19 protein-coding genes are annotated in these 24989 nt (G+C 58.1%); 12 read left to right on the top strand and 7 right to left on the bottom strand.

The features are described 5' to 3' along the window. The first annotated feature begins 457 nt into the window (after positions 1-457). The 12 genes from ACFFNA_RS32960 to ACFFNA_RS32905 all read left to right on the top strand — a co-directional run bounded on the left by ACFFNA_RS32960 (position 458) and on the right by ACFFNA_RS32905 (position 14086). Positions 458-1633 (top strand): M24 family metallopeptidase, encoded by a 1176-nt coding sequence (locus tag ACFFNA_RS32960; RefSeq protein WP_378923962.1) that lies wholly within the window; start codon positions 458-460, stop codon positions 1631-1633. A 905-nt stretch (positions 1634-2538) separates the two neighbouring features. Next, the gene (locus ACFFNA_RS32955; RefSeq protein WP_378923960.1) at positions 2539-3303 is read left to right on the top strand and encodes an SDR family oxidoreductase; all 765 of its coding nucleotides are present in this window, start codon (positions 2539-2541) and stop codon (positions 3301-3303) included. A 28-nt stretch (positions 3304-3331) separates the two neighbouring features. Beyond that, positions 3332-3661 carry a hypothetical protein gene (locus ACFFNA_RS32950; protein WP_378923958.1) on the top strand — a complete coding sequence of 110 codons (330 nt, stop codon included), beginning with the start codon at positions 3332-3334 and terminating at the stop codon, positions 3659-3661. A 68-nt stretch (positions 3662-3729) separates the two neighbouring features. Then, the gene (locus tag ACFFNA_RS32945) at positions 3730-4536 is read left to right on the top strand and encodes an SDR family NAD(P)-dependent oxidoreductase (protein ID WP_378923956.1); all 807 of its coding nucleotides are present in this window, start codon (positions 3730-3732) and stop codon (positions 4534-4536) included. Next, complete coding sequence (locus tag ACFFNA_RS32940; protein ID WP_378923954.1) at positions 4508-5605, top strand: hydroxymethylglutaryl-CoA lyase-like TIM-barrel protein; 1098 nt, start codon at positions 4508-4510, stop codon at positions 5603-5605. The genes ACFFNA_RS32945 and ACFFNA_RS32940 overlap by 29 nt, the downstream gene beginning before the upstream one ends. 299 nt (positions 5606-5904) lie before the next feature. Next, positions 5905-7836 carry an HAD-IA family hydrolase gene (locus ACFFNA_RS32935; RefSeq protein ID WP_378923952.1) on the top strand — a complete coding sequence of 644 codons (1932 nt, stop codon included), beginning with the start codon at positions 5905-5907 and terminating at the stop codon, positions 7834-7836. 326 nt (positions 7837-8162) lie between these two features. Continuing rightward, a complete protein-coding gene (locus ACFFNA_RS32930; RefSeq protein WP_378923950.1) occupies positions 8163-8396 on the top strand; it encodes a hypothetical protein in 234 nt (77 codons plus the stop codon). Positions 8397-8617: 221 nt separating this feature from the next. Continuing rightward, complete coding sequence (locus ACFFNA_RS32925; protein WP_378923948.1) at positions 8618-10201, top strand: ABC transporter substrate-binding protein; 1584 nt, start codon at positions 8618-8620, stop codon at positions 10199-10201. Positions 10202-10219: 18 nt separating this feature from the next. Next, positions 10220-11158 (top strand): ABC transporter permease, encoded by a 939-nt coding sequence (locus ACFFNA_RS32920; protein WP_378923946.1) that lies wholly within the window; start codon positions 10220-10222, stop codon positions 11156-11158. Positions 11159-11160: 2 nt separating this feature from the next. Further along, a complete protein-coding gene (locus tag ACFFNA_RS32915) occupies positions 11161-12054 on the top strand; it encodes an ABC transporter permease (RefSeq protein WP_378923944.1) in 894 nt (297 codons plus the stop codon). Between the two features lie 23 nt (positions 12055-12077). Next, positions 12078-13067 (top strand): ABC transporter ATP-binding protein, encoded by a 990-nt coding sequence (locus tag ACFFNA_RS32910; RefSeq protein ID WP_378923942.1) that lies wholly within the window; start codon positions 12078-12080, stop codon positions 13065-13067. Further along, the gene (locus tag ACFFNA_RS32905; RefSeq protein ID WP_378923940.1) at positions 13064-14086 is read left to right on the top strand and encodes an ABC transporter ATP-binding protein; all 1023 of its coding nucleotides are present in this window, start codon (positions 13064-13066) and stop codon (positions 14084-14086) included. The genes ACFFNA_RS32910 and ACFFNA_RS32905 overlap by 4 nt, the downstream gene beginning before the upstream one ends. A 365-nt stretch (positions 14087-14451) precedes the next feature. Here ACFFNA_RS32905 and ACFFNA_RS32900 read toward each other — a convergent pair whose 3' ends face one another. From ACFFNA_RS32900 to ACFFNA_RS32870, 7 genes are all read right to left on the bottom strand, one after another. Beyond that, on the bottom strand, positions 14452-15882 hold the full coding sequence (locus ACFFNA_RS32900; protein WP_378923986.1) for an amidohydrolase: 1431 nt from the start codon (positions 15880-15882) through the stop codon (positions 14452-14454). Between the two features lie 667 nt (positions 15883-16549). Next, entirely contained in the window at positions 16550-18187 is a 1638-nt protein-coding gene (locus tag ACFFNA_RS32895; protein ID WP_378923939.1) for an ABC transporter ATP-binding protein, read from the bottom strand. Further along, positions 18180-19004 carry an ABC transporter permease gene (locus tag ACFFNA_RS32890; protein WP_378923937.1) on the bottom strand — a complete coding sequence of 275 codons (825 nt, stop codon included), beginning with the start codon at positions 19002-19004 and terminating at the stop codon, positions 18180-18182. Before ACFFNA_RS32890 ends, ACFFNA_RS32895 begins: the two co-directional genes overlap by 8 nt. 8 nt (positions 19005-19012) lie before the next feature. Next, entirely contained in the window at positions 19013-19963 is a 951-nt protein-coding gene (locus ACFFNA_RS32885) for an ABC transporter permease (RefSeq protein ID WP_378923935.1), read from the bottom strand. 12 nt (positions 19964-19975) lie between these two features. Next, positions 19976-21553, bottom strand: a complete 1578-nt coding sequence (locus tag ACFFNA_RS32880) for an ABC transporter substrate-binding protein (RefSeq protein WP_378923933.1) — start codon at positions 21551-21553, stop codon at positions 19976-19978. 348 nt (positions 21554-21901) lie between these two features. After that, positions 21902-22360 carry a Rieske (2Fe-2S) protein gene (locus tag ACFFNA_RS32875; protein ID WP_378923931.1) on the bottom strand — a complete coding sequence of 153 codons (459 nt, stop codon included), beginning with the start codon at positions 22358-22360 and terminating at the stop codon, positions 21902-21904. Positions 22361-22373: 13 nt separating this feature from the next. Further along, on the bottom strand, positions 22374-23459 hold the full coding sequence (locus ACFFNA_RS32870) for an amidohydrolase family protein (protein ID WP_378923930.1): 1086 nt from the start codon (positions 23457-23459) through the stop codon (positions 22374-22376). Between the last annotated feature and the right edge of the window lie 1530 nt (positions 23460-24989).

Here is a 24989-nt window from a genome sequence, read left to right as displayed (position 1 = left end):
ATCCGCCTCATGCTTTCTCAATCTAATCCGGCGGCAGGGAGATGTCGTGACGGTTCTGTTGTCCGCGCCTTTAGTTAGTCCGGTACACATTGTAATTCCCTTTGTGGACTGTGGGTGAGCCCGTCAAGGTACAAGCAGTTTCTCTGGCCGCGGACTGGGATGAGCCCATCTGATCGCGGATGCGGTACCGAGCGCCGCGCCGATTGTCTCGGGCTAACGCGAAGGAGGAATCCAGAGGGTAAGCCGCCGGCTCGACCTCGGCAACGCGAGATACGTTCCTGCTGCCTCCAAGGCATTGGATTGCGTTCGGCAAATTCTGCTTATTGCCAAGGGTTAGTATATCGGGAAGGCGCCAGGTCAGCCCCAGTTTTCATGTGGGGATAGGCGCTCCTGCGACTCTCCCAGGCTTCACTTTCGACAAGCGTGAGAATGACGGCAATTTGGAGAGGAGTTCTGTGTGAACGACAGGAACGGTGTGCAGGCCTTTGAAACGTCAGAATATCGCGCTCGGCTCGATAAAGTGCGTGTTTCGATGTCCAAGGCGGGAATGGACGCGCTTGTGGTCATCTCACAAGCCAACCAGTGCTATCTCGTGGGGTATGAGGCGTTTTCCGGCGACGAGCCTCAAGGGGTGCTCGTGACGTTGGATGACGATCCGTATTTCATCTTGCGAAAGATGGATGCCGACGCTGCGGCTGATGCCGGATGCTGGCTCCCGCCTGACCGAGTTATCAGCTACGCCGAAGTGTACGTTGGCGGCTCTACCGAGGTCAGTGCGTGGGAAGCAATTGGCCAATTCATAAAGGGCAAGATAGGGTCGTCTGCGCGTATAGGCATCGAATTGTCTGGACTAGGCGTATTCAGCTGCCCCAAGCTTGTTGGCGCATTGGGAGTTCAAGAGCCGCTTAACGGCAGTGACCTGGTATCGGCATGCAGGTTAGTCAAGTCCGAACGCGAACTCCTGTATATGAGCGAGGCGGCCGCGATAGCGGACCGGGCGATGCTCGCTGGCATCGACAAAATTGCCGTCGGCGCGAGGCATTGTGACGCAGCGGCGGCTATCATGTCGGCTCTCTGCACTGGGACCGACACCATTCCCGGTGGCCCCCCTCCGATCCCGCCGTTCATCCGGGGTGGGAAGTTGGCCAATGCGCCGCACCAATATTGGATCGACGACGTATTTGTCGCCGATCAGCAGTATTATTTCGGGATTGGTGCCAGCCGGCACCGCTACGTGGCTCCAATGACGAGGACTGCTCATCTCGGCCCGATCACCCCACATCGAAAGATCCAACATGAGGGTGCACTGGCGGGATTCCACGCCGTCGTCGAAGAGCTTCGCCCCGGCGCCACTTGCGCTGATGTCGTGCACGCATTCCAAACGGCTATCCGGCCATACGGCCTCACCAAAGATTCGCGCCTAGGCTACTCTGTTGGTCTCGATTGGTTGGATGGCCCGAGCTTGGTGACCAAAAACGATGCCGAGATGCTGGCCAACATGACCTTCTTGGTGCACCTTGGTTTCTATGAGCGCGGCGACCTCTACATGTTGAGCGACACCGTCCGGGTCGCAGAAAATGGGTCTGAAGCAATGAGCAAGGTTCCGCGCATTCTTTTCGAGCGTCCCGTATGAATCAAGGAGCAACGACAAGCGAAGTCGCCGCTCTGCCCCCCCCCCCGGCTAATTGAGCTCACGGGCATAGCTGACGAGCGGGGCTCGCCGCATGGAATCGAAGCGACCTTTTAGAACAGACGAATGATCGCCTGAATCATGACACTTACCTCGATGCCTAAGGCGGACGTGGTCACCCGGTCGGCGAATAGTTGAGAGAGCTCCTCTGCGCCGACGGCTTGTATGTGCCTTCAGGCTTCGCTTCTCTCCGGAAACGTGGCACATCTTCGATCGAAGTCAACGATGCCCGAGGCCCTCCAAAGGGGCGGCCGTGGTCTTGCCCAGCTCTTGACATATCCGCCACCAACTCCTGAAGCCGCTGCTCGAACTTGACTTCGCATCTCGCCGGACAAGGGTTTCCAACGCTTCTTAATGCAGCCGTAGTGGTCCCTTTTGATCGTCTCGAACTGCGGCTCGGAGGGTCCCGGTAGGGACGATGGTTGCCCATCGCCCCTACCGGGACCGCTCGGAGGCCAGCCTGCCGAGCAAGTCGCAACGTGGGATAGGTTTCGCACGCGATGGCGATAGCCGAGAGCGCCGTAACAGGCGATAACAAAGCATCATAATGCGGATTGTACTCTCGTCGAATCAGACTTTGCGGCAGCGGTCCCTATCCAAATGGTCGCCTTCGTCTTTTCTCGCGCGACCGCCTCGCTTCGTGAGGCCGGCACTGGATGGCACCCAGCCATGGCTCAACCTGAACAAGGCGATGAGAGACTTGTACTGAATTCGACATAACGGCAAAACCGATGTAATACCGGTCGGAGTATCCTATTGTTTTAAAAGAATTCTTTCGCTTGGCATGGTGCATGCTGAGCTGCCTGCAACGGTGCCAAGAAGCGTGGCGATGTCGGTTGGAGGCCAAAATGGATTTAGGGCTTGAGGGCAAGGTGGCAATGGTCGCGGCCGCCTCGAGCGGTTTAGGTCTAGCCACAGCCGAGGAGTTGGTCAGCGAAGGCTGCCGTCTGTCCATCTGTGGCCGGGATCCGAAGCGGCTAGATGGAGCGGTGGATCTGTTGCGCAGCAGAGGCGCCGAAGTGCTGGCGCGCCCGACCGACGTAACCGACTGCGCCGATGCAGCAGCTTGGGTTGACGAAACAGCAGAGCGTTTTGGATGTATCGACATTTTGGTGACGAATTGCGGCGGCGTCTCTGCCGGACCTCCCTCGGCCATGACGCCTAAGGATTTTGACGACGCATTTGACCGAGTGCTTCTACCTTCGATAAATCTGGTTACGGCCGCCTTGCCGTATCTACGGCTCTCGCAAGCGGGGCGAATATTGATGCTCGCCTCCGAGGCTATTGTACGGACCCCAGCACATTTCGCGCTGTCAGGTGTCGCGCGAGCAGGGCTAGTGCCATACTGCCACACGCTCGTACAAGAATTGTCGGGGGAGAGCATCACGGTAAACGTGCTCGCTCCTGGAGCACATAGCACAGCGATTCACGAAGCCAATCGTCTCGGTAGCCACGCCGAAGCCATTCGCGCACTCGAGGACAGGACTCCGGCCCGACGCCTTGGCGATCCCTCTGAATTCGCATCGGTTGCTGCATTCTTGGCCAGCGCTCGCGCGGCCTATGTCAGCGGCCAACTGATCGTCATCGATGGCGGGCTCAGTGCAACCGTCTGAAACAAAACGTCGGGCTAGGAGCCGTCGCATGAACAAAGGTAACGCAAACAGAGTCGCTATTGATCTTGGTCCTTCAATGACACCTGCGTATGTTCGCGACAGTCCTGAGCAGGAGCTCACTATCGCCTTTAGTCTTCGAAATAGGCACGCAAGCCATCCGACGCTCTGCCTGACAGTGAGAGCCGATCTTTCACAGCTCGATCCGGGTTACGGGTATGAAAATAATCCGAACGAGCTAGCTGACGCGGCTGAGAGAGGCGGCGTACTTCCTGAGTTTCGGCGCACCTTCGATCATGCCGAGACGCGCGTGAAGCGATGTCCTGCGATGCATCACATCAATTGCTTTGCATCATGCTGATCTTACCGGCTGGACGATGACCTTGACTTGGTGCCAACAAGAAAATCTGGGAATGGGGCAATATCCGCATGGCTGATACAACTCGCAATTCCGCAAATGGTGCAGAAGGGTACCGGGAAATCTTCGGAATTGATGGCAAGGTAGTCTGCATTTCAGGCTCGAGCCGCGGCTTAGGTAAGTCGCTCGCCGCCTGCTTTGGGCGATTGGGGGCGAAGGTGGTTCTTTCCTCGAACAATAATGAAGATCTGGCCGAAGCAGAGGCCGAACTTGCGGGCCAAGGAACCGAGGTGACGGCTATCCACGCTGATGTGCGGTCGCACGAGGATTGCAAGGCACTGATCGGTGGCACGGTCGACCGTTTCGGGCGGATCGATGTGATGGTCTGCAATGCAGGCACAGACATCATCAAGCCAGCGCATTCCTATGAAGAGGCGGAATGGGACGAAATTGTCGACACCAATCTGCGTGGGTACTACTATTGTGCCAAGTTTTCCGCCCAAGCAATGCTCGAGCAGGGCGGCGGCAGCATCATCATGACTTCTTCGGTTGCCAGTTCACTAGGTATACCGGGTCTGACTGTCTATGCTGCGACCAAAGGTGGCGTTAATCAACTCACTCGCACCATGGCGATAGAATGGGCCGATAAGGGCATTCGTGTAAATGCCGTCGCACCTGGATTCATCAACAACTTTATGGATGGGGTGCATCCTAACCTCGATACCCCTTACCAGCGCCGGGCAATGGACCTCACTCCCATGCGACGCCGGGGGAATTTGTCCGAGTATTTCGGGCCTTACATTTTCCTCGCAAGCCCTGCTGCATCGTTCGTGACCGGCGAGATTCTCTATGTCGATGGGGGTTACGCCGCGAGCTGATCCAAGATGGTTCGACGTGCTGCCGGCGTCAGAAGGAAGTAGAACTATGTTAAGCACGATACCAGATGGGGTAAACCTCCTAGACTGCACCCTGCGTGACGGTGGCTACTACACGGGTTGGGATTTTCCACCAGGCCTGGTCTCGGACTATGTCGCTACCATCAACGTTCTCCCCGTACGCATGGTCGAGCTGGGGCTCGCCGGAAAGCCTGGGAGCCGCGGATATTTCGCCAGTATGACGAGCTCTAAGGCCGAACAGGTAGCTGCTGACCTCCTGGTCGAAGCATGCGTGATGATCGATGCCAAGGATGTGCTTGCGAGCGAACTGCCTATACCTCTTGCCGTGGCCCACCTGACAGAAGGAATATTGCCAGGGCGGCTCACGACCATACGCGTCGCGGCGCACTACAGCAAACTCGCGGCTTGCCGGTACATTTGCGCCGAGTTGTCTCAACGGGGCTTCCGTGTGTTCTTGAACCTCATGCAGATCGATGCAGCAAATGCTGCAGAAGTTGAGGCGTGCCTGAAGGAGTTAGAGCGGATCGACAGCCTTGACGTGGTTTATATCGCCGATTCGTTCGGGTCTATGAAGCCGAGCCGCGTTCAGGAATTGATCGGCCGATTTGCCGGTCGACTTAAGAGCGAGATTGGATTTCACGGCCATGACAACTGCGGATACGCACTGATCAATTCAGTGGCGGCCGTGATGGCGGGAGCGACCTGGATAGACTGCACCATGGGCGGCATGGGCCGCGGAGCCGGAAATGCAGCGAGCGAGCAGCTCCTGCCGGTTCTCGGTCGCCTCGATACATCCGAGGAACAGGCACTCCTGGGGCACGTTCTGCATCACTTCGATCCGCTTCGCAAACGATATGGCTGGGGCAGTAGCGCAGCATATCAGTTCGCGGGCTTGACCTTCATCCATCCTTCCTATGTTCAAAAGCTGCGCGAAGATGGGTCCTTGTCTGATGCCGCCATTATCGACCGTCTTTCGAACCTCGGCGCCGATGAACGGGTGAGTTTTGCCGAGGAAAACCTCTCGCAGCTGATGGCGCAGAAGATCGCCTGATCGCTGATATTGGTTGAGGCACGTCTTTTGCGCTTTTGGAGGCAGCCATGGCTCTACGAAATGTCGCTGTGAAACCATCGGTCCTCCCGTCCGATCCACGGTTTTCATCAGGCCCTTGCCGCAAACATCCCGGTTGGAGCGTGCACTCAACTATGCTCCGACATGTTGGACGCAGCCACCGGAGCCCCGAGGGACTAGAAAGGCTGAGAGAGGTAATCAGGCGCATGGCGTCTTTGCTAGAGCTACCTGATGGCTGGCTCTGCGGAATCGTGCCCGGTTCGGGCACTGGGGCCTGTAGCATGGCCTTACACAATCTACTCGGTCCGTCTCCAGTCGAGACGTTTTTATCAGACAGCTTCGCACAGTATTGGGCAAATGAGATCGATACGTTGGCACTTGCTCCTCAAACGCGGCACATTTGTGCTTACGGAGATTTTCCCAACACTACCGGTATCGACCCCAATCATGACATCGTCGTGGTATTGAACGGCACCAGCAGCGGGGTCTGTCCACCCGATCTTGACTGGATTCTTCCTGGCCGTGCCGGGCTTGTGATCGCAGATGCCGTCTCTGCAGCTTTCACGAGACGCATCGACTACGATCGGATCGACGTTCTGTGTTGGTCATGGCAGAAGGCGCTTGGCGGCGAAGGCGGCCATGGCATGATCGCGCTCTCGCCTCGGGCCCAAGCGCGGCTGAAAGCCGGCGGGCTTAAGCCCATAGCCAGGCTCCTGAGACTCCACAATGCCGATGGATTCGTGAACGAAGCATTCTTTGGCGGTCGCACGATCTCGACCCCCAGCATGTTCGCTGTCGAGGACATCCATTCTGCGCTCGACTGGGCCGAAGCGTGCGGTGGACTACCCGCTCTTCTGAACAGGGTTGCCGATAACTATGCTGTCATGGCGGACTGGGTGGACTCGACTCCTTGGATTGATTGGGTTTGCACCGATCCGGCGGCACGCTCGGCCTGTTCAATTACCCTTCGGCTTGTAACAGAGCAACTCTCAGCCGGGGATTCAGAGGACGACGGCAAAATCGCCGGGCGGATGACCCGTCTGCTTGAAGCCGAGGGCGCGGCTCTTGACATCTGGAGTTACGGTGATGCGCCCCCGGGATTCCGGATATGGGCGGGGCCTACCGTCGAGTCAGATGACCTATCGATTTTGTGCGAGTGGCTGGCCTGGGCTTATAGCGAGGCGTCCCAGGAGAGCCTACCACCCGAAGCGAGCCTCGTGCGTCGCGGCTGTTTTCCGTCCTCTAAGGCTCGGGCAGTTCAGCCAAGGACGGACTCAGCTTGTCTTGTAACCGCCGCTCCTGAAAGCCCATCTCCGCAGACGCTGGCAGATTGCTATGACGCGATACTTTTCGATGCGATGGGGGTCTTGATCGGGGCAAATGATGCCCTGCCTGGCGCTGCTGATATCTTGGCCCAACTTAATATGTCTGGTCAGCCATACTACATCGTAACGAATATCAGTAGTGGATCGGACGAAACGATATTCGCACGTCTCCGCGGCGCCGGACTTCCCATTCCGGCGGTGGACCGAATTGTGTCAGCGGGAGGTGTCGCACGACGTCGCGTGCTCGAAGAGCTGGCGGCCGGGCGGCTACTTTCGTATGTGGGCAGTGCACACGCTGCGCATGACATTTTTGGCAAGCATCCAAATCTTCATTGCGCTGACACGGCCAAGACGTTCGACACGCTCGTAGTCCTCGATGACGAAGGTTTCGACTTCAAACGGGCTGCCGATAACATCCTGTCAACCTTTCAACGCAGACTGATCGAGACGGGCGAAATGCCTCGTATCATAACGGCAAACGCGGATATGATTTATCCCGCCAAGAATGGCTCAGTCATCTTTGGACCAAGCATAATAGGGGCGATGCTTCAGGCAGGGTTAGCACCGTTTGGAGCTCCTCCGATCTCGATAGAGTTCATGGGCAAGCCAGGAAGAGCGATTTTCGACGAGTGCATCACTCGGGCCGGTACCGACCGCCTTTTAATGGTCGGCGATCAGATTGATACTGACATCAAGGGCGCAAAGGCTGTCGGCCTCGACGCGCTTCTTGTAAGCACGGGCCTCAACAATAGGGGCGAGTTGCGCCGAGCCGAGAACAGCGCTCCCGACTATGTCGCAAAGCACCTCCATGAGATCTTCGACGGCAGTTTGTCCCCACACGTTTCCAGCACAACATCGTCTTCTTCGAATGACCGTTACGGCGATTGATGCCGCCCCTCGGTGCGTTGACGCGACGAGCGGCGGGGCGAGATGGCCACCAAGCTGGCGCAGACCCGTTCATGTACGCCCTGGTCAAGACGCACCGGAGCCAGATCGCGTCCGACCGACCTCATGCCGCTCACCGAAGGTCAATCAGTTCGCCTCATCCTGCACACCGCCACATGCTCCGGACGTCGGACCGAACAAGCCACAGGCCATCATGTCGATCACGAAGATGACCCTCAATATTATGCTCGGCCGGTGCGTCGCGGAGGGTCTTCTTAATCTTGACCGCCTTGTAAAGGACGACTTCTTGGCCAAAGCCGCGCGAGGGGATGCACTACAGCTGCTTTACGACGACGGACGGCATCTGGATCGCCCATGGGGGATATGGAGGGCAGTACCTGCTCGCCAATCCCGACACCGGCATCGCAGTGGCCTACATGGCGGTGCTTGAAAACGAGAGCGGAGATAGCGGCGATATCTACCCGCCCCTAATTAACATGATGGCTGAACTTGCAGCAACTGAATCAATCGGCCCCGGACGATCTGAGTTCATCGGAACTTAGAAAGCGAACCGGAGCGGTCCGGACCGCGAACGCGAACGCGAACGACTCTTGTTATCGAGGGCCGCCTTCGCTGGTTTTATCGTTTAATGGCAGGCGACGCTGCGAGGCGATCTGGGCGGCGGGAAGGTAACGCTTAAAACTGAGCGTCAGGAGGTCGATCCAAATATCAGCTGAGTGATGGACGAATTCGCAGCAACTAATACCGGACACGGGAGGAAACTATGGAAGGATTTATCAAGAACATCGACCGCCGCACTCTTCTAAAGGGAGGAGTTGCGTTGGGCGGTGGTGTCATCACTAGCGGCATGCCCCTTTCGCAGGTCATATGGGCGGCCGAAGGTAAAGTGCTCAAGGTCGCTCTTCAGTTTGAGCTTGTGACTTTGGACCCTGGCTTTTACACCTCGAGTTACGAAATTAACGTGATGAACTGCCTCTATTCAAAGCTGACGCATTTCAAGCCAGGCTCCGAATGGGGCTGGGATCTAGAGGCGGCGGAAAAAGTCGAGCAGGTGGATCCCACCCATATTCGCTTCCGTCTGAAGAAAGGCATCAAATTCACCGGCGGCTATGGTGAGGTGACTGCCAAGGACGTCAAGTTCTCATTGGAACGCACCATCAACCACAAGTCGGGGAGCATGGGGGAACTAGGCTCATTCGATCATGTCGAGATCGAGGACGAACATACTGGCGTTATCGTGTTCAAGACGCCGTACGTGCCGGTCTGGACCATCACCTTCCCTTATGCCAGTGGTCATATCGTTTCCGAGCAGGCGGTGATGAAGGCGACCAAGGATGGTGGCAATTTCGGCATGAAACCGCCGGCGTTCTCGGGGCCCTATGTGCTCGCGGAGTGGAAGCAAAATCAATACACGCTGTTGACCCGCAATCCGGAGTGGTCTGGCCCGAAGCCTGGATTTGACGAGATCCGCATCGTACCGATCACCGACATCAAGACAGCGGAGCGGGCCTATCAGGCCGGCGATGTTGATTTCGCAACGATCAGTCTCGATTCACTGACGACCTTCAAAAGCAATCCGCCGCCCGATACAAAAGTTGAGGAGCATCCCTCGCTCCGTACCATCTGGCTTGGCATGAATATGGATCACCCGGCGCTCAAGGACATCAATGTCCGCAAGGCAATTCAATGGGCGATCAATGTGCCGCAGATCCTGGACACCGCCTATGCGGGACAGGCGAACGTGGCAACCGGGCCAATTGCGCCAGGTATTGTCGGCCATCGCGAAAAGGCGCTCGTTCCACCGGAAAGCGACCTTGCCAAAGCCAAGGAGTTTCTGGACAAGGCCGGTGTCAGCGACCTGCAGCTAACCCTTGATTGCGACAACAGTGGCATTCCTGGGATAATTGCTCAGACAATCCAGGCGCAGTTGTCGCAGATCGGTATTGCTGTGCAAGTCAATGCCCAGGATCCCGGTTCCTTCGCGACAATCGGTCAAGAATCGGAAGGCGATCGCTGGAAGAGCATGCAGCTCTTTATCAGAAACGACAGCAGTCTGCCTGATCCTTATTACTGCACGACGTCGTTCGTGAAAGCCCAAGTGGGCATTTGGAATTGGGAGCGCTTCCGCAGTGACCGCTTTGACGAGCTCGACGCCAAGGCAGTCGCGATCGAGGATCCGAACGAGCGCGCAAAGCTCTATTACGAGATGCAGGACCTCTTGGAGGAGTCGGGCGCCTACCGTTTCCTCACAAATGGTGCCACTCCTATCGTGTATCGCACGACTAAGATAAAAGCTGCGACCCGTCCGGACGGCGTCCCTTTGTATCTCGACTTCACGCCGGCTTAACGGCGCCGTGGCTGAGTTATGCTGTTTTATCTTTGTAAGAGGTTGGTCCTCGCGGTCACGATCGTCGTGACCGCGGTGACACTTCTGTTCCTGATGATCCATGCGGTGCCGGGCGATCCAGCTGATACTCTGCTTGGCCCGCGCGCCACGCCCGAAATGAAGGCGCATCTGCATCAGCAGATGGGCCTCGACAGGCCGTTAATCGTGCAGATCGTCACCTTCTTCGGCGGACTGCTGCGCGGCGATCTCGGCTATGACGTGTTCAGCCAGAGGCCGGTCGCCGACATCGTGTTTGCGCAATTGCCCTACACGATTGAGCTAATCCTGGTCTCCATCTTCTGGGCCGCTGCTATCGCCGTGCCGCTAGGGTGCTACTCTGCGATGCGGCGCAATTCCTTGCTCGATCAGTCGGTTGGGGTCGTCGCGGTTGCCACCATCGCCATTCCTTCCTTTGTCATGGCAGTCTACGCGCTGCTGATCTTCGCCGTTGCCCTCCGCTGGCTCCCGGCGATTGGGCCAGGCGAGGGCTTCGTGGATGGACTCGTCCACCTGGTCCTGCCTAGCTTCGCTATGGGGATTGGTTGGGTAGGCTACATCTCTCGACTGGTGCGCGCGTCCATGCTCGAGACGCTGGGTGAGAACCATATCCGCATGGCTCGCTCTTTCGGGATTTCAGAATGGCGCATCGTTTACCGCTACGCTCTGCCGATTGCGATCTTGCCGACGATAACCGTCCTGGGCGTAGGGATCGCATGGCTGCTGTCGGCCGCGGTGTTTGTCGAGGTGGTGTTCGCAAGACCGGGGATCGGAGCGCTGATCGTCCAGGCGGTGAATACGCGCAACTATCCAATTGTGATGGGGGTCGTCGTGGTCACCACCTTCCTTATCGTCATTTCAACAACGGTCTCCGATCTGGTCAATGCAAGTCTTGACCCGCGGGCTCGGGAAAAGCTCTGATCATGGCGCGCATTGACACGATTGGTACAGAAGCTACCGCAAGGCCCAATCCTGGCGCCCTTGGAGCTTTCCTGCGGCAACTGCTTAAAAGTCGCTTGGGCATGCTTGGCGCGGTGCTTGTCTTGGTCGTGGTGGCGAGCGCAATCCTTGGTCCGCTCTTCATCACACATGACCCCATCCGCATCATGGTCGGGCCTCGTCTGGCAGGCCCTTCGGCAGATTTTCTTCTCGGCACGGATCAACTCGGCCGCGATACCTTTTCGCGCACCATCATGGGCGGCCGTATCCCGCTTCTCGTCGCCTTTGCATCGCTCGGCAGTGCGCTTGTCGTAGGCCTCGTGCTTGGCCTGATAGCAGGGTTCGGGCCGGGCTGGCTTGACAGTTTTCTGCTGTTATTTTTCGACACGATCCGCTCGTTCCCCGGTATCATATTTGCTTTGGCCATCATCGCCCTTTTGGGGCCCAGCATGTCCAGCGTGATCCTGGTCATCGCAATAACATCCATGCCGATCTATGCGCGTGTCGTGCGCACCCAAACGCAAGCGTTGCGCAACAGTGATTACATTGACGCAGAGCGAAGCATGGGCGCCAGCACGATGCGTATTCTTGCCGTCCACATGCTACCAAACGTGGTTGGTCCGCTTCTCATCCTTGTGAGCATGGACGTACCGGCGGTGATTGCCGTTGAAGCTGGACTGGGCTTTCTCGGCATGGGTGTGCGCCCTCCGACGCCCGACTGGGGAGCGATCTTGAACGATGGCTACAGCTATATCAATCAGACGCCTTGGCTCGTCATTGCCGGGGGCACTCCAATCGTCGTCGCCACGCTGGGCTTCACATTCCTTGGCGAAGCATTGCGCGACATATTCGATCCCAAGCTGCGGAAAGACCTATGAGACGAGAGGATCCGACACCTCAAATGTCCGCCCATCCGCTTCTCGAGGTTCGGAACCTCAGCCTCGACTTCGGATCGCCACGCGGACGTGTTCACGCCCTGCGCAACGTCTCGCTCGACGTGCCACCCGGACAGGTAGTGGGCATCGTCGGGGAGAGCGGATCCGGCAAATCGACACTGGCCTATACGGTGATGGGGCTGCTTCCAGAAAACGCTCAGGTTACTGCCGGCAGCATTGTCTTTGAGCGGCGCGACCTGCTCACACTGACTGCCCAGGCGCGACGTAGTCTGATGGGCGACCGCCTCTCCATGATCTTCCAGGACCCAATGACCGCACTCAATCCGGTGCGCACAATCGAAAGCCAGATGATCGATATCCAGCACCACGAAGAAAGAAGCCGCAGCGCCAAACGCTCTCGTGCGGTCGACATGCTCAAGCGCGTTGGAATTCCCGATCCGCAAAGCCGCATCGGGAATTATCCGCATCAGTTCTCTGGTGGCATGCGCCAGCGCATCTGCATTGCTATGGCACTTCTGGTGAAACCAGCGCTCCTTATCGCCGACGAGCCTACCACCGCGCTTGATGCTACATTGGAAGTTCAGATCATCCACCTGCTCAAGGATCTGCAAAGGGAGATCGGTTGCTCCATCCTGTTTGTCTCCCACCATCTCGGCGTCGTCGCTGAATTGTGCGACCGAGTTGCCGTCATGTATGCGGGCGAGGTGGTGGAGCAGGGGCCCGTGCGCGATATCTTTCACAGGCCGGGCCATCCCTACACTAGGGCACTGCTTGAGTGCGACCCTGGACGCATCAAAGAACGGACGCGCAATTTGCCGACCATCCCGGGAGAGGTCCCCAGCCTGCTCGGAGGCAAAAAGGGTTGTATCTTCCGCCCACGGTGTCCTCACGCTTTCGAGCGCTGCGTAAATGAGGCGCCTGGCGAATACCATGTCTCTGCTGACCAGGTCGCGCGATGCCATCTGCTCGATCGAGCTGGGGTGGTTGCGGCATGAGTGCGCTATTGAGTGTCCAGGACCTGCGTGTCCGTTTCCGCACTATGGGGCCACTGAAGGCGCTCACCACGAGCACGGCAGATCCTTTCATTGACGCTGTGTGCGGCGTCTCCTTTGAGATCCGCAAGGGGGAGACGCTTGCCCTGGTCGGCGAGAGCGGATCTGGCAAATCCACCATCGCGCGCACAATCATCGGCCTCCAGCCGGCCATTAGCGGCAGCATTCGTTTCGAGGACCAAGAACTTATCGGCCTCAAAGCGGCCGAACGAAAGTCCTACCTGCGCCGCATGACGATGATGTTCCAGGATCCCGTGGGCTCCCTCTCGCCGCGGCTGACGGTGCAGTCGCTCCTTACCGAGCCATTCCGCATTCATGGCGTGAGCACTCGCGATCGCGCTGCCGAAGCGGAGCGCCTGTTGCGCATGGTCGGCTTGCCGGCGGATTTTGGGCGCCGCTATCCCCATCAGCTCTCTGGCGGACAGGCCCGCCGCGCCGGCGTCGCACGCGCTCTTGCACTCAACCCAGACCTGATCATCGCCGACGAGCCCACAGCAGGCCTCGATGTATCGGTCCAGGGCGAGGTGCTTAATCTGCTTGCTCGCCTTCAGGATGAACTCGGGGTCGCTATCCTGATCATCACCCACAACCTTAACGTAGTCCGCCATGTGGCCGATCGTATGGCGATCATGTATCTCGGCCGCATTGTCGAGATTGGCTCAACCCAAGACGTCTTCGATCGCCCCCGCCATCCTTACACGCAGGCCTTGCTCTCGGCCAATCCAGCGCCCGATCCGGATGCCGTTCTCAACCGCATTGAGATCAAAGGCGAGGTGCCGAGCATGCTGAGACGACCGTCCGGCTGCGAGTTCCACACGCGGTGCCAGTACGCGCAAGACATGTGTCGCCGAGTCTTCCCCGAGCCCGCAGCCAAATCGGAGGACGCGGAGCATCGCTTCAGATGTCACTTCCCACTCACCTGCGAAACCAAGCTAGCCTCTCATGTTCCCTGTCAAGGTTGAAGGCAAGAAGGCTCGCCTGCTTGGCAGCAGCAGGTTTGCGAAGCAGTCGGATCGGCTGAAGCTGCACAGGGCTGGGGGTGGAGCGCAGAGACGACGGTTGATCAGACTCTCATCCGCGGGTTGGGTACCGGCCTTCCGTGTCTTCGTCTCGAGGCTGTCCCGGTCGAGGGCGGGCGTCGGCCGCATCGGCTCGGCCACATAACTAGCGACGGGAATTCCCCCACCGTGGCCCCACCCCCAGCCCTGTGCAGCATAGCGCGCGCCCAACAGTATGCCGCCGCTGGCCAATCTTCCTGTGGTTGATGCATCCTACCGCATCAGCATTTCCGACTCCTGCAATGTCGATAAATATTGAGAGCGCGACGTTATGGCACCTTTGCACGCAGATCACGGGGCGTAACGTCCGAAGGTATTGGGCACGCATATGGGTGCCCACCCGTTTGTTGCTTTAACTCCGCCTTTGCACGAGCGATGATTTCTGGGTTGCGTATGCAATCGGCCGCCGTAGAAGCCATTACCTTGGCAGCCAATACCATGCCCTTATGGGCTGCAGGCAAATCGCCTTGGGTGACAAGCTGCCAACTGTGGAAGGGTGTGCCAATAGCGAAACATGCTGTTTGACACTGTGCAGTAGGCACGATCCAGCTGACGTCGCCCACGTCTGTCGAGCCCATTTCGAATTGGTCTGTCCCCAACGGTATGAGGCTATCGTGGAGAATATTGTCCTTCAACGAAACATCGCGCCCCACGACGCTGGCCAGAGCATCTTCGTCCGTCAGCGCGGCCTTGCGAAGCTCCTTGGCGAACTCATAGTCAGCTGTGTCAAAAGGGGGCGGGCCGACACGGCGCATGTTCTCATACATAACATCGTACAGCGCTTTGTTGGGCAAAAGGTTGGAATAGCCGCCGGTGATTTGCACTTTAACCGATGTCTCGGTCATAAGCGCAGCACCTTCTGCAATCTTCTTCACGCGGGCGAACACCCGCGCAGCATCTTGCAGGCTCGGAGAACGAATAGAATAAGACGACTCGGCATACGCCTGCACTACGTTAGGGAACTCACCTCCCGCGTTGATAATGGCATAATGAACGCGAGCGTTCGAGGGCATGTGCTCGCGCATGTAATTGACGCCAACATTCATTAGCTCGACTGCGTCGAGCGCACTGCGCCCCAAATGTGGATCCGCCGCCGCGTGCGCCGCGCGGCCGGTAAATGAGAACCGCGCCCACTTAGCAGCGTTCGAGGATTTCGTTAACACTTCGTTAACCACCGCTGGGTGCCAGCAGAAAGCAACATCGAGATCGTTAAAAGCGCCGGCTCGAGCCATAAAGGCCTTGCCCCCTCCAGCTTCCTCTGCCGGGCAGCCGTAAAAGCGCACTGTAGCTTCGATACGTTCCGTTGCGAGCGCATCCTTTAATGCAGCTGCTGCAAGCGCCGAACCAGCGCCGAGAAGATTGTGCCCGCAGCCATGACCTGGTCCACCCTCGGTCGAGCAGGGTTTAGTTGCGCTTGAGACTTGAGCAAGATCGGGAAGCGCATCATATTCGCCGAGGATGCCAATGATGGGGCTGCCCTCGCCGAATTCGGCTACGAAGGCGGTGGGGATGCCGCCGACATTCGTGGTGATACGAAAACCTTCGCGCTCGAGCATAGCGATGTGCTCGGCAACCGAGCGATGCTCGTCAAATGCTAATTCCGGCATTGCCCAGATGCGGTCGCTTAAAGCGCAGTAGTCTGCGGATTTCGCATCTACGCGGCGGGTGATTTCATCAAGGCTGAGACGATCATTTTCCATATTTACTGAAATCCTTGAGGTCATGACTATCGTTCCGGCGGTAGACGCCGTGGTGTCTTTATCCGATGAAGGGTCGCGACCTTGCTGCAGCGAGACATGGATTAGACATCAGAGTCTGGGCGCAAGTCGCCCAATTTTCGAAGGCGACTCGGTGGCAAGCGAACTACTCCCGACAACGACAATACTGCCATAGGTCTTCCTGGTTGAGGGGTCTAGAACTCCTGTTCTGTCCATGGCGCGCTCCGCCAAGCAAAGTAGGCATCAAGCTAGAACGCGTTGGTAGATGCAGATAACGGATAATTGCACCAGTACAACGCCACCACCAGTGTCCTGCGGACAGTGGCAGCCTACGCCAGCGTGATGAAAGCAGGGGTATGCGCAAATCCGGATTTCTTCGTTTTGTCCGAAGAGCCGCCGGAGTCCAACAAGCTCACAGACACGCTGACGCAGCATCTACGTTGATCGCGGTCCTACTTAACAGTGCCAACTTGGTAAACGCCCAGGCGCGACCGGCTTGCCATCGCCTCCTCTCGGCACGGCAATTTTGTCGCGAGCGAATTCAAATAAAAAAAAGCCCGGCTCGAGGCCGGGCAAGGTTGCGCGGGTGCTGGGAGACACCGGCGCAGGGAATTTCCTTGAACCAGCAAAATCGCGAAGATTCACATCGCTAATTTCCAGCGCTCCCCATCTTTCGCCCGGCGATCGCTTTCTCCAGCCAGCCGATCTCCATCTCCGGCACCGACGACAGCAGGAGATCGGTGTAGTCGTCGAACGGCGGCGCCAGCCCTAGGCTCTTCGTCCCATAGCGCACCACCTCGCCGCGATGCATGACGGCGATGGAATCGGCGATCGACTTCACAGTCGCGAGATCGTGGGTAATGAAGAGGTAAGCGACCTGCTCGATCTGCTGCAGTTTGAGCAGCAGCTTCAGGACACCGTTGGCCACCAGCGGATCGAGGGCCGAAGTCACCTCGTCGCAGATAATGAGCTTCGGCTTGGCGGCAAGGGCGCGGGCGATGCAGACGCGCTGCTTTTGCCCACCCGAAAGCTCGGCCGGATAACGGTCGAGGAAGCCGGTGCCCATCTCGATTTCTTCGAGGAGCTCTTGCACGCGCCGGTCGCGCTCTGCACCCCTCAGTCCGAAATAGAAAGTCAGCGGCCGACCGATGATGGTGCCGACGGTGTGGCGCGGGTTCATCGCGACATCGGCCATCTGGTAGATCATCTGCAGCTGGCGGAGGTCTTCTTTCTTCCGGTCGGCCAGCCGGCTCGAGAGCTTGCGTCCGTCGAAGGTGATTTCGCCCTGCCGCGGCGGCAGCAGGCCGGTGATGACGCGGGCGAGCGTCGATTTGCCGGAACCGGATTCGCCGACGACGGCAAGCGTCTGACCAGGGTGGATATCGACGGAGACGTTTTTCAGCACCTTGATCTCGCCGCTGCCATAGGCGGCGGTGACGTTCTTGACCGACAGGACTGGTTTGGGCGTCGGCTGCTTCTCCTGATGCTCGATGTGATGCACCGAGACAAGCGCCTCGGTGTAGCTTTCCTTCGGCTCCTTGATGATCTCGCGCGTCGTGCCCTTTTCGACCTTCTTGCCGTGCCGAAGCACCATGATGACGTCGGCCACCTGCGCCACGACAGCGAGGTCATGAGTGATGTAGAGCGCCGCCACGCCCGTGGCACGGATCGCCTCCTTGATCGCCGCGAGCACGTCGATCTGCGTCGTCACGTCGAGCGCTGTGGTCGGTTCGTCGAAGATAATAAGATCCGGCTCGGGGCAGAGCGCCATCGCCGTCATCACACGTTGCAATTGTCCGCCGGAAACCTGGTGCGGATAGCGCTTGCCGATATTTTCCGGGTCGGGAAGGCTGAGCTTGCGGAACAGCGCCACCGCCCGATGTTCGGCCTCAGCGCGAGTGGCTAAGCCGTGTTTGAGGCAAGTCTCGACGACCTGATCCATCAGCCGCTGCGCCGGATTCAACGCCGCGGCGGCCGATTGAGCGACGTAGCAGACCTCATGGCCGCGCAGTTTGCGAATACCGTTCTTACCCTGCTTGAGGATGTCGCGGCCGTTGAGGATGACTTCGCCGCCGGTGATGCGGATACCGCCACGGCCATAGCCCATTGGCGAGAGCCCGATGGTGGATTTGCCGGCGCCGGATTCACCGATCAGGCCCAGCACCTTACCCTTCTCGAGCGTCAGCGATACATTATCAACGATGGTGATCGTCCTCGGCTTTTCGCCGCGCGGATAGGTGGTCGCCTCAATGCGGAGATTGCGGATGTCGAGCAGAACATCAGCCATTGCCGCGCCCTCCCTTGAGATCGGTGGTGCGGTTCAGTATCCAGTCGGCGACTAGGTTGACCGAGATGGCGAGCGCGGCAATCGCCGCAGCCGGGATCAGCGCCGCCGGAATGCCGAAGACAATGCCGTCCTTGTTCTCCTTGACCATGCCGCCCCAGTCCGCTGCCGGCGGCTGCACGCCGAGGCCGAGGAAGGAGAGAGCGGAGAGGAAGAGCACCGCATAGATGAAGCGCAGCCCGAGTTCCGAGATCAGCGGCGACAGCGCATTGGGGAGAATCTCGGCGAAGATCACCCACCACTTGCCTTCGCCGCGCAGCTTGGCGGCCTCGACGAAATCCATGACGTTCAAGTCCGACGCAACCGCGCGTGACAGGCGGTAGACGCGGGTCGCATCGAGAGTGCCCATGACAAGGATCAGCGTGACCAGCGTCGAAGGCAAGACCGAGAGCACCACGAGACCGAAGATCAGCGTCGGGATCGCCATCAGCAGGTCGACGAAACGGGACATAAGCATATCGAACCAGCCACCGACCACCGCAGCGGTGAAGCCGAGGATCGCCCCCATGGAAAAGGAGAGCGCGGTTGCAAGGACAGCGATGAAGATGGTTGTCTGGGCGCCATAGATCATGCGCGAGAGCAGGTCGCGGCCGAGATTGTCGGTGCCGAAGAGAAACTTCGCCGACATCGGCTCCCAGACGCCGCCGGCAATATCGCCAAGGCCGTAGGGAGCGATCCACTGTGCCAAGATCGCCACGAGGAAGAATAGGGTAGTGACAATCAGGCCGATCAGAGCGCCGATGGGAATACGTCTTAGCATGGCGCTCCTCACCTCGGATGCCTGAGGCGCGGATTGGCGAGAATGGACGCCACGTCGGCCACGACGTTGAGGAAGATATAAACGGCGGCGAAGATCAGGCCGACGGCCTGGACGACTGGCACGTCGCGCATGGCGACATGGTCCACCAGATACTGGCCCATGCCCGGATAGACGAAGATCACCTCGACGATTACGACGCCGACCACCAGATAGGCGAGGTTGAGGATCACGACATTGATGATCGGGGCAAGGGCATTGGGTAAAGCATGCTTGCGGATGACCTCGAACGCGGTAAGGCCTTTCAGTTCTGCAGTCTCGATATAAGCCGACTGCATCACGTTGAGGATCGCCGCCCGCGTCATGCGCATCATATGTGCGAGAATGCCCAACGTCAGCGCGGTGCAGGGCAACGCAATCGCCTTCATTCTGTCGAGGAAGGGCATGCCGTCATAGACGGTTGAAATGCCTGGGAAGATCTGGAATTTGACAGCGAGGAAATAGACCAGCAAGTAGCCGATGAAGAATTCCGGCACCGAGGTGGAGGCAAGCGCCAAGCCCGAGATCAGTTTGTCGACCGGCCGGTTGTGATGACGCACGGCTATGAGCCCCAGGATGACGGCCAGCGGGATCGACACGATAGCGGCCCAGAAGGCGAGGAACAGCGTGTTCCACAGCCGCCCTCTGATGGACGTGGCGATATCGAGCTTGGTCGTCAGCGCTGTGCCCAGGTCACCGTGCAGAATTCCGAACAGCCAGTGGAAATATCTGACATAGGCAGGGTCGTTGAGGCCCATTTCCTTTCTGAGGTTCTCGATAGCCAACGGCGTCGCCGTTTTGCCGAGAATGGCCTGCGCAACATCGCCCGGCAGGAGATTGGTGCCAGCGAAGATCAGAACCGAAACGGCGACCAGCAAAAGGATACCCAGCGCAATGCGCTGGGCAATAAGCTTGGAAAGCATGGTCGTACGGCCTCAGGCCTGGAGCCAACATTTGGACAGCGCGTAGCCGCCCATAAGTTCCTGGTTGCCATCCGTGGCCCAGCCGCCAACCTGCGGCCCTGTGGCATCGATGAAGTCGTTGAACATCGGAAGGATCGAGCCACCTTCGTCGCGGAGGATCGTACCCATGTCGGCGTAGAGCTTCTTGCGCTTCTCGGCATCGAGTTCGCCGCGTGCCTGGACCAGCATTTGGTCGAACTTCTCGTTGGAGAAGTGAGACTCGTTCCAAGGTGCTTTTGACTGGTACTCGAGGGAATACGTCATGTCTTGGGTCGGACGGCCGCCAAAATAGCTGGCATAGAAAGGCATCTTCTCGGATTCTGACCAGTAGCTGTCGCCTGGATTGCGCTTCACCTCGATGGTGATGCCCGCCTTGGCCGCGCTCGCCTGGTATAGCTCAGCAGCTTCCACCGCGCCCGGGAAGCCGACGTCTGACGTGTTGAGAAGCACCGATCCGGAGTGGCCAGACTTCTTGTAATGGAAGGCCGCCTTATCCGGATCATATTTGCGCTGCTCCATTTCGGTAAACAGGGGATAGGTCTTGCTGATCGGCGTGTCATTGCCGACGGAGCCATAGCCCCCCAGGATCTTCTGGACCATCTCTTCGCGGTCGATGGCGTACTTCAGTGCGAGCCGCAGATCGTTGTTGTCGACAGGCGCCGTGTCGCACCGGCAAATAAACATATAGTGGCCACGGCTGCTGGCGTTGCGGATGGTGATGGCGGGGACGTGCTTGAGGAGTTCGACTACCTTCGGATCGACTCGGTTGATCATGTGGACCTGCCCGCTCTGCAAGGCGGAGTTGCGAGCCGTCCCGTCGTTGATGACGACGATCTCGATCTGATTGGCAAAGCCGCGATCGTGGCGCCAGTAATCTGCGAATCTTTCGCCGCCAGATCGAACTCCGGCATCGTGGAATGTGACCTTGTAAGGCCCGGTCCCTATGCCGGCAGTCGGGTTGTCCTTGCCACCATTCGGCTGGATCACGACTTGGTGTGCAGTCATTATGAACGGAAATTCGGCATTGGCTTCCTTGAGCGTGAAGACCAGATTCTGGCCATCGACGGCCATCTTGTCGATGCCCTGCAAAAGTGGGGACGCGCCGGATTTCGAGTTGGCGTCGCCATGTCGCTCGATGGTGGCGAGCACGTCGGCGGGCGTCATTTCCTTTCCGTCATGGAACTGTACGCCCTTGCGGATCTTGAAGGTCCAGACCTTGGCGTCTTTCGAGGGGCCCCATTCCTCGGCAAGTGCCGGCTGCACTTTTCTATCTGCGTCCAGCTCAACAACCGTTTCGCCCCACTGGCGGCTGAAGATAAATTGAAGTGGATCGGTCAAGAGAACTGGATCGAGACTGTCCGTCGCCGCTCCACCTTGCAGTCCGGCTTTGAGCAAGCCGCCCTTGACGGGTCCCTCGGCCCTTGCGGCCGTGGCAAGCAGGTTATTGGCAAACGCCGCACTAACACCGAGCACTGCGGCCCGACCTAGAAACTCGCGTCGGGACAGATTGCCTTTCGCGACGCGCTCACTGAGAAAATTCAGTTCGTTCATCTTAGTTCCCCTTTTTCCATGCGTTCATTGGCTTATTCTCTGCTACCCGCACGAAGTAGCGTTAGTTGCGGCTGTCGTACGATCATTGACGGTGTCGAACGTCGGAAGAGATCGCCGTCCTTGTGGCCTGGCTCCTTTCGAACGAGACCGTGTATTTTCGAATAAGAGCAAAATTCGCTTTGCTCCTCTGCCGGAGGTCGGCGCGTGGACCAGTCGAAGGAGCTTAGGCGCGAATTTGTGAGATCCTACTGCACGACCTGCGGTCGGCCAAAGAAAGCCTCATATTCTCGACAGCACTCCTTGACATGCGATAGTTCCACCAGCCCTTCGATCCCAGCACCGGTCGACCTAAAGGTGTATGTAGAGGGTAGGTCGACCGTTACCGTTTGTTTCCTCGATCGACACACGGTAGGTGTCGACCGATGGATCCTCCTCGATGCTACCCGCGTCGGCCCCGGCGCAGTTTGAGGTTTTTACCTCCACACTCACGGGATAGCCGCGCACCCAAACCTTGTTTGGATTGAACACGGACTGGCCCGTTTTGATCGCAAACTCCCAGCCATGCCACGGACATCGAATTATTTCGCCTTCTTGCTCATACTCGAACTGCCCCGGCGCTTCGCCATTGACCATTCCGTCGATAATTCCTCTGCACAGAGGCGCGCCTTTATGTGGACAACTGTTGCGAACGGCATAGTATTGGTTGTTGACGTTGAAAATCCCGACACTGCGCCCTGCGATATCGACAATCCGTCGTCCGCCAACCGGGATTTCGTCTGCGTAACAGACTTCAAATTTCTTAGGCACCGATACCTGCTCCCTATGCGGCCTGAGAGATTGCTGGTAGCGACAGTTTGTAAGTTTCGATGGCATTCTCCGCGAAGATGCGTCGCCGCAAATCCTCTGGCTGGTCGGACAACGTCATCATCGGATCATCCGCATCCCAGTGCGGGAAGTCACTCGCAAACATTAACGTTCGTGAACCATCGATCCAGTTGATAATGTGCTTGATCGCTTCCGGATCTGCGGGCTCATCCAATGGTTGGGTCCCAAAACGAAAATGCTCCACTAGGTACTCACTTGGTAGCTTTTTCACCCATGGAGTCAGCCGACGAAGTCCCTTCCAATCGAGATCCATCTTCCACATCAGGGGCACTACCCACGCAAATCCGCTTTCCACCATGCCCACTTTTAAGGTCGGAAACTTTTCGAACACACCTTCGAAAATGAAGCTTGCTAGGTGCACGGCATATGAAGGAGGACGCAGCAGACGCATTTCTATGTAGTAGCTTGGCCATCCGGCCGGAGATGGCGGCGGATTGATGCCCGTTCCTTCTGAACCGAAATGCATCGTCACGGCTAAGCCGTTTCGGGCGCAAGCTTCGTATATCGGATGATAAAAGCGCTGGCCAAATGGCCTAGGCGCGCCACAACTGAGCATGACTCCACAAACGGAAGCATGTGAGCCGAGCCTATCGATCTCAGCGGCTGCCCCTAAAGGGTCCTGCGAGTTGATCGCGAGGTTAAGCCTAAACCTCGGATCCTTGGCGATCCAATGGTCCATTGAGTAGTCGTTGAACGCACGGCACAGGGCACTCCCGTAGTCCACGTCGGCGAGCGCGCTCGCCGTTTGCGCAGGACCGCCAGTAAGTATCCCCAAATCGATACCATATGCGTCGAGTAACCGCTTACTGCAACTCTGCGCGTCCCCGTTACTACCTTTCATCTCCCCAGAGCCTTGCTGTTCAAAATCTCCCCGAATTCCGAGAACTCCTCCGCTAGAGGCGTAGGGGTCGCTTTCCAAGCCGCCGAAGCCCCAATCGGCAAAACGCTCGGCATTGAACTTAGTCAGATAAGGAAACAGTTCCGATTTTGTCCGGTAGCAGTGGTGGACATCGGTGTCCACAATTGTGAGTTTTCTCCGACTGCTCGTGACTAGCCCAGAATTCATCTTTTCCTCCACTCGTGTTCTCAATGGGAACCATGAAGCGCACGCAATTGAGTGTGCTTATGAGGACGATGGCAGCTTTGTCGTCTCATTGAAATATACAGTTTGCCCCTAAGTCGGCCATTACACCAATGCAATGCTCGCCGTTGAAACAGAGCCCGCTCCGCCCCGGGGGAACCGCTCTGCGGCGCAGAGCGTCGGTCACGATCGTGAGGGCACGAGGCGCAACGTCGCGCGCGCGCCCCTAGATCGAGCGCATCATCACATCTAGCCGAGGCCGCCCAATGAGTTCTTTCCGGCAGCGCAGATTTAAGCAGCGTGAATGCAGTCCTCACGGCCAGAAAAGCCATCGTGCGGCGGGGCTCCGTGAAGAATTGGATCTGTGGCTTAACGCCGCTCACGCACCAACCGGTTCAGCATTTCGGTCAAGCCTTGGCAGGAGCCGGCAATGAGCCGCTCCGGCCAGAGACTAAGCTCTGGTAAGCCCGGCTCTATCCTGCTGTGGACCTCGGATGGCGCGTTGCCTCCGCATTCTTCTGAGCCTTCACTAATCGTCAGGCGGCCGTAATGCGAAGGAGGGCGTTCGACGAGATCCGCGCCGATGGCCTGCCAATGATATAGCCCGCTAGTGATCAAAAATTACTGCGCCTACGCAACACGACGCCGTCGAAATCCGCTTGGATCGGTCTCCGATTTGTCGCTCGCCGAGCTACCGGCCTGGACGTCTCTCACCTGACTGCCGGCATCACGACGGCAGGCGCTGGAGCGACCAATCCCCAGACGCGCGCGAGCTTCGCTTCGGAAGCCGTGGCCCTGAGATCCTCGGTGGCAAGCTTCGAGGTAGGGAGCCGTCGACGCGGTCGATCGATGCCGCAACAAATCGCCAAAGGTCTTTTGTGGCAATGCGGTCAACAACCCGGTCGCGTGCGTGACGCAAGATATGAGGCCCACACTTACCCTCGGGTTTGAAGCCAATGTCACGCCTTCGAGCGAGGCTGTATGCTCGTCGAGCTTTCGATGGGGTGCACGCGTGCAAACGAAGTGTTCCCTGGCATCCGTCGTGGCCCGTGCGGGACGTCACGCAAGGAACGAGTAGGCTTACGTTTTTGCTGTGACGGACACGAATGGGTTCGGTCCGCCAATCGATGTCCTCAGAGCGCATGTTGCGGATTTCGCCTGACCGCAGCCCATGGTGCCGAGCAGTTTTAAATCGCATAGTCTCGCAAACCGGCAGATGTTTTGTCCATGCTCGCGCTGCCAGAACCACACCGATCTGGCTTCGCTTCAAATTCGGGGGCATCCTTCAAAGTAGCGGCGGAGCGAAGAACAATGCGGCCACACGTTCGTCGCAATAGGGCATGTCGTATAAAGACAACGTAGCAGTGAGCGGACGCGCTCCGCTACAGCCAAAAGCCGCGCCTGCTACCGACAGGTCCTGCATAGCTCTAGGATATCGCCGAACGATATGAGCCACCGAATGAGGCACTC

Origin of the sequence: Mesorhizobium kowhaii, assembly GCF_042431665.1 — a bacterium.
Lineage (GTDB): Bacteria > Pseudomonadota > Alphaproteobacteria > Rhizobiales > Rhizobiaceae > Mesorhizobium > Mesorhizobium kowhaii.
The sequence above is the reverse complement of the archived record's forward strand: the minus strand, read 5'-3'. Positions and strand labels throughout refer to the sequence as shown.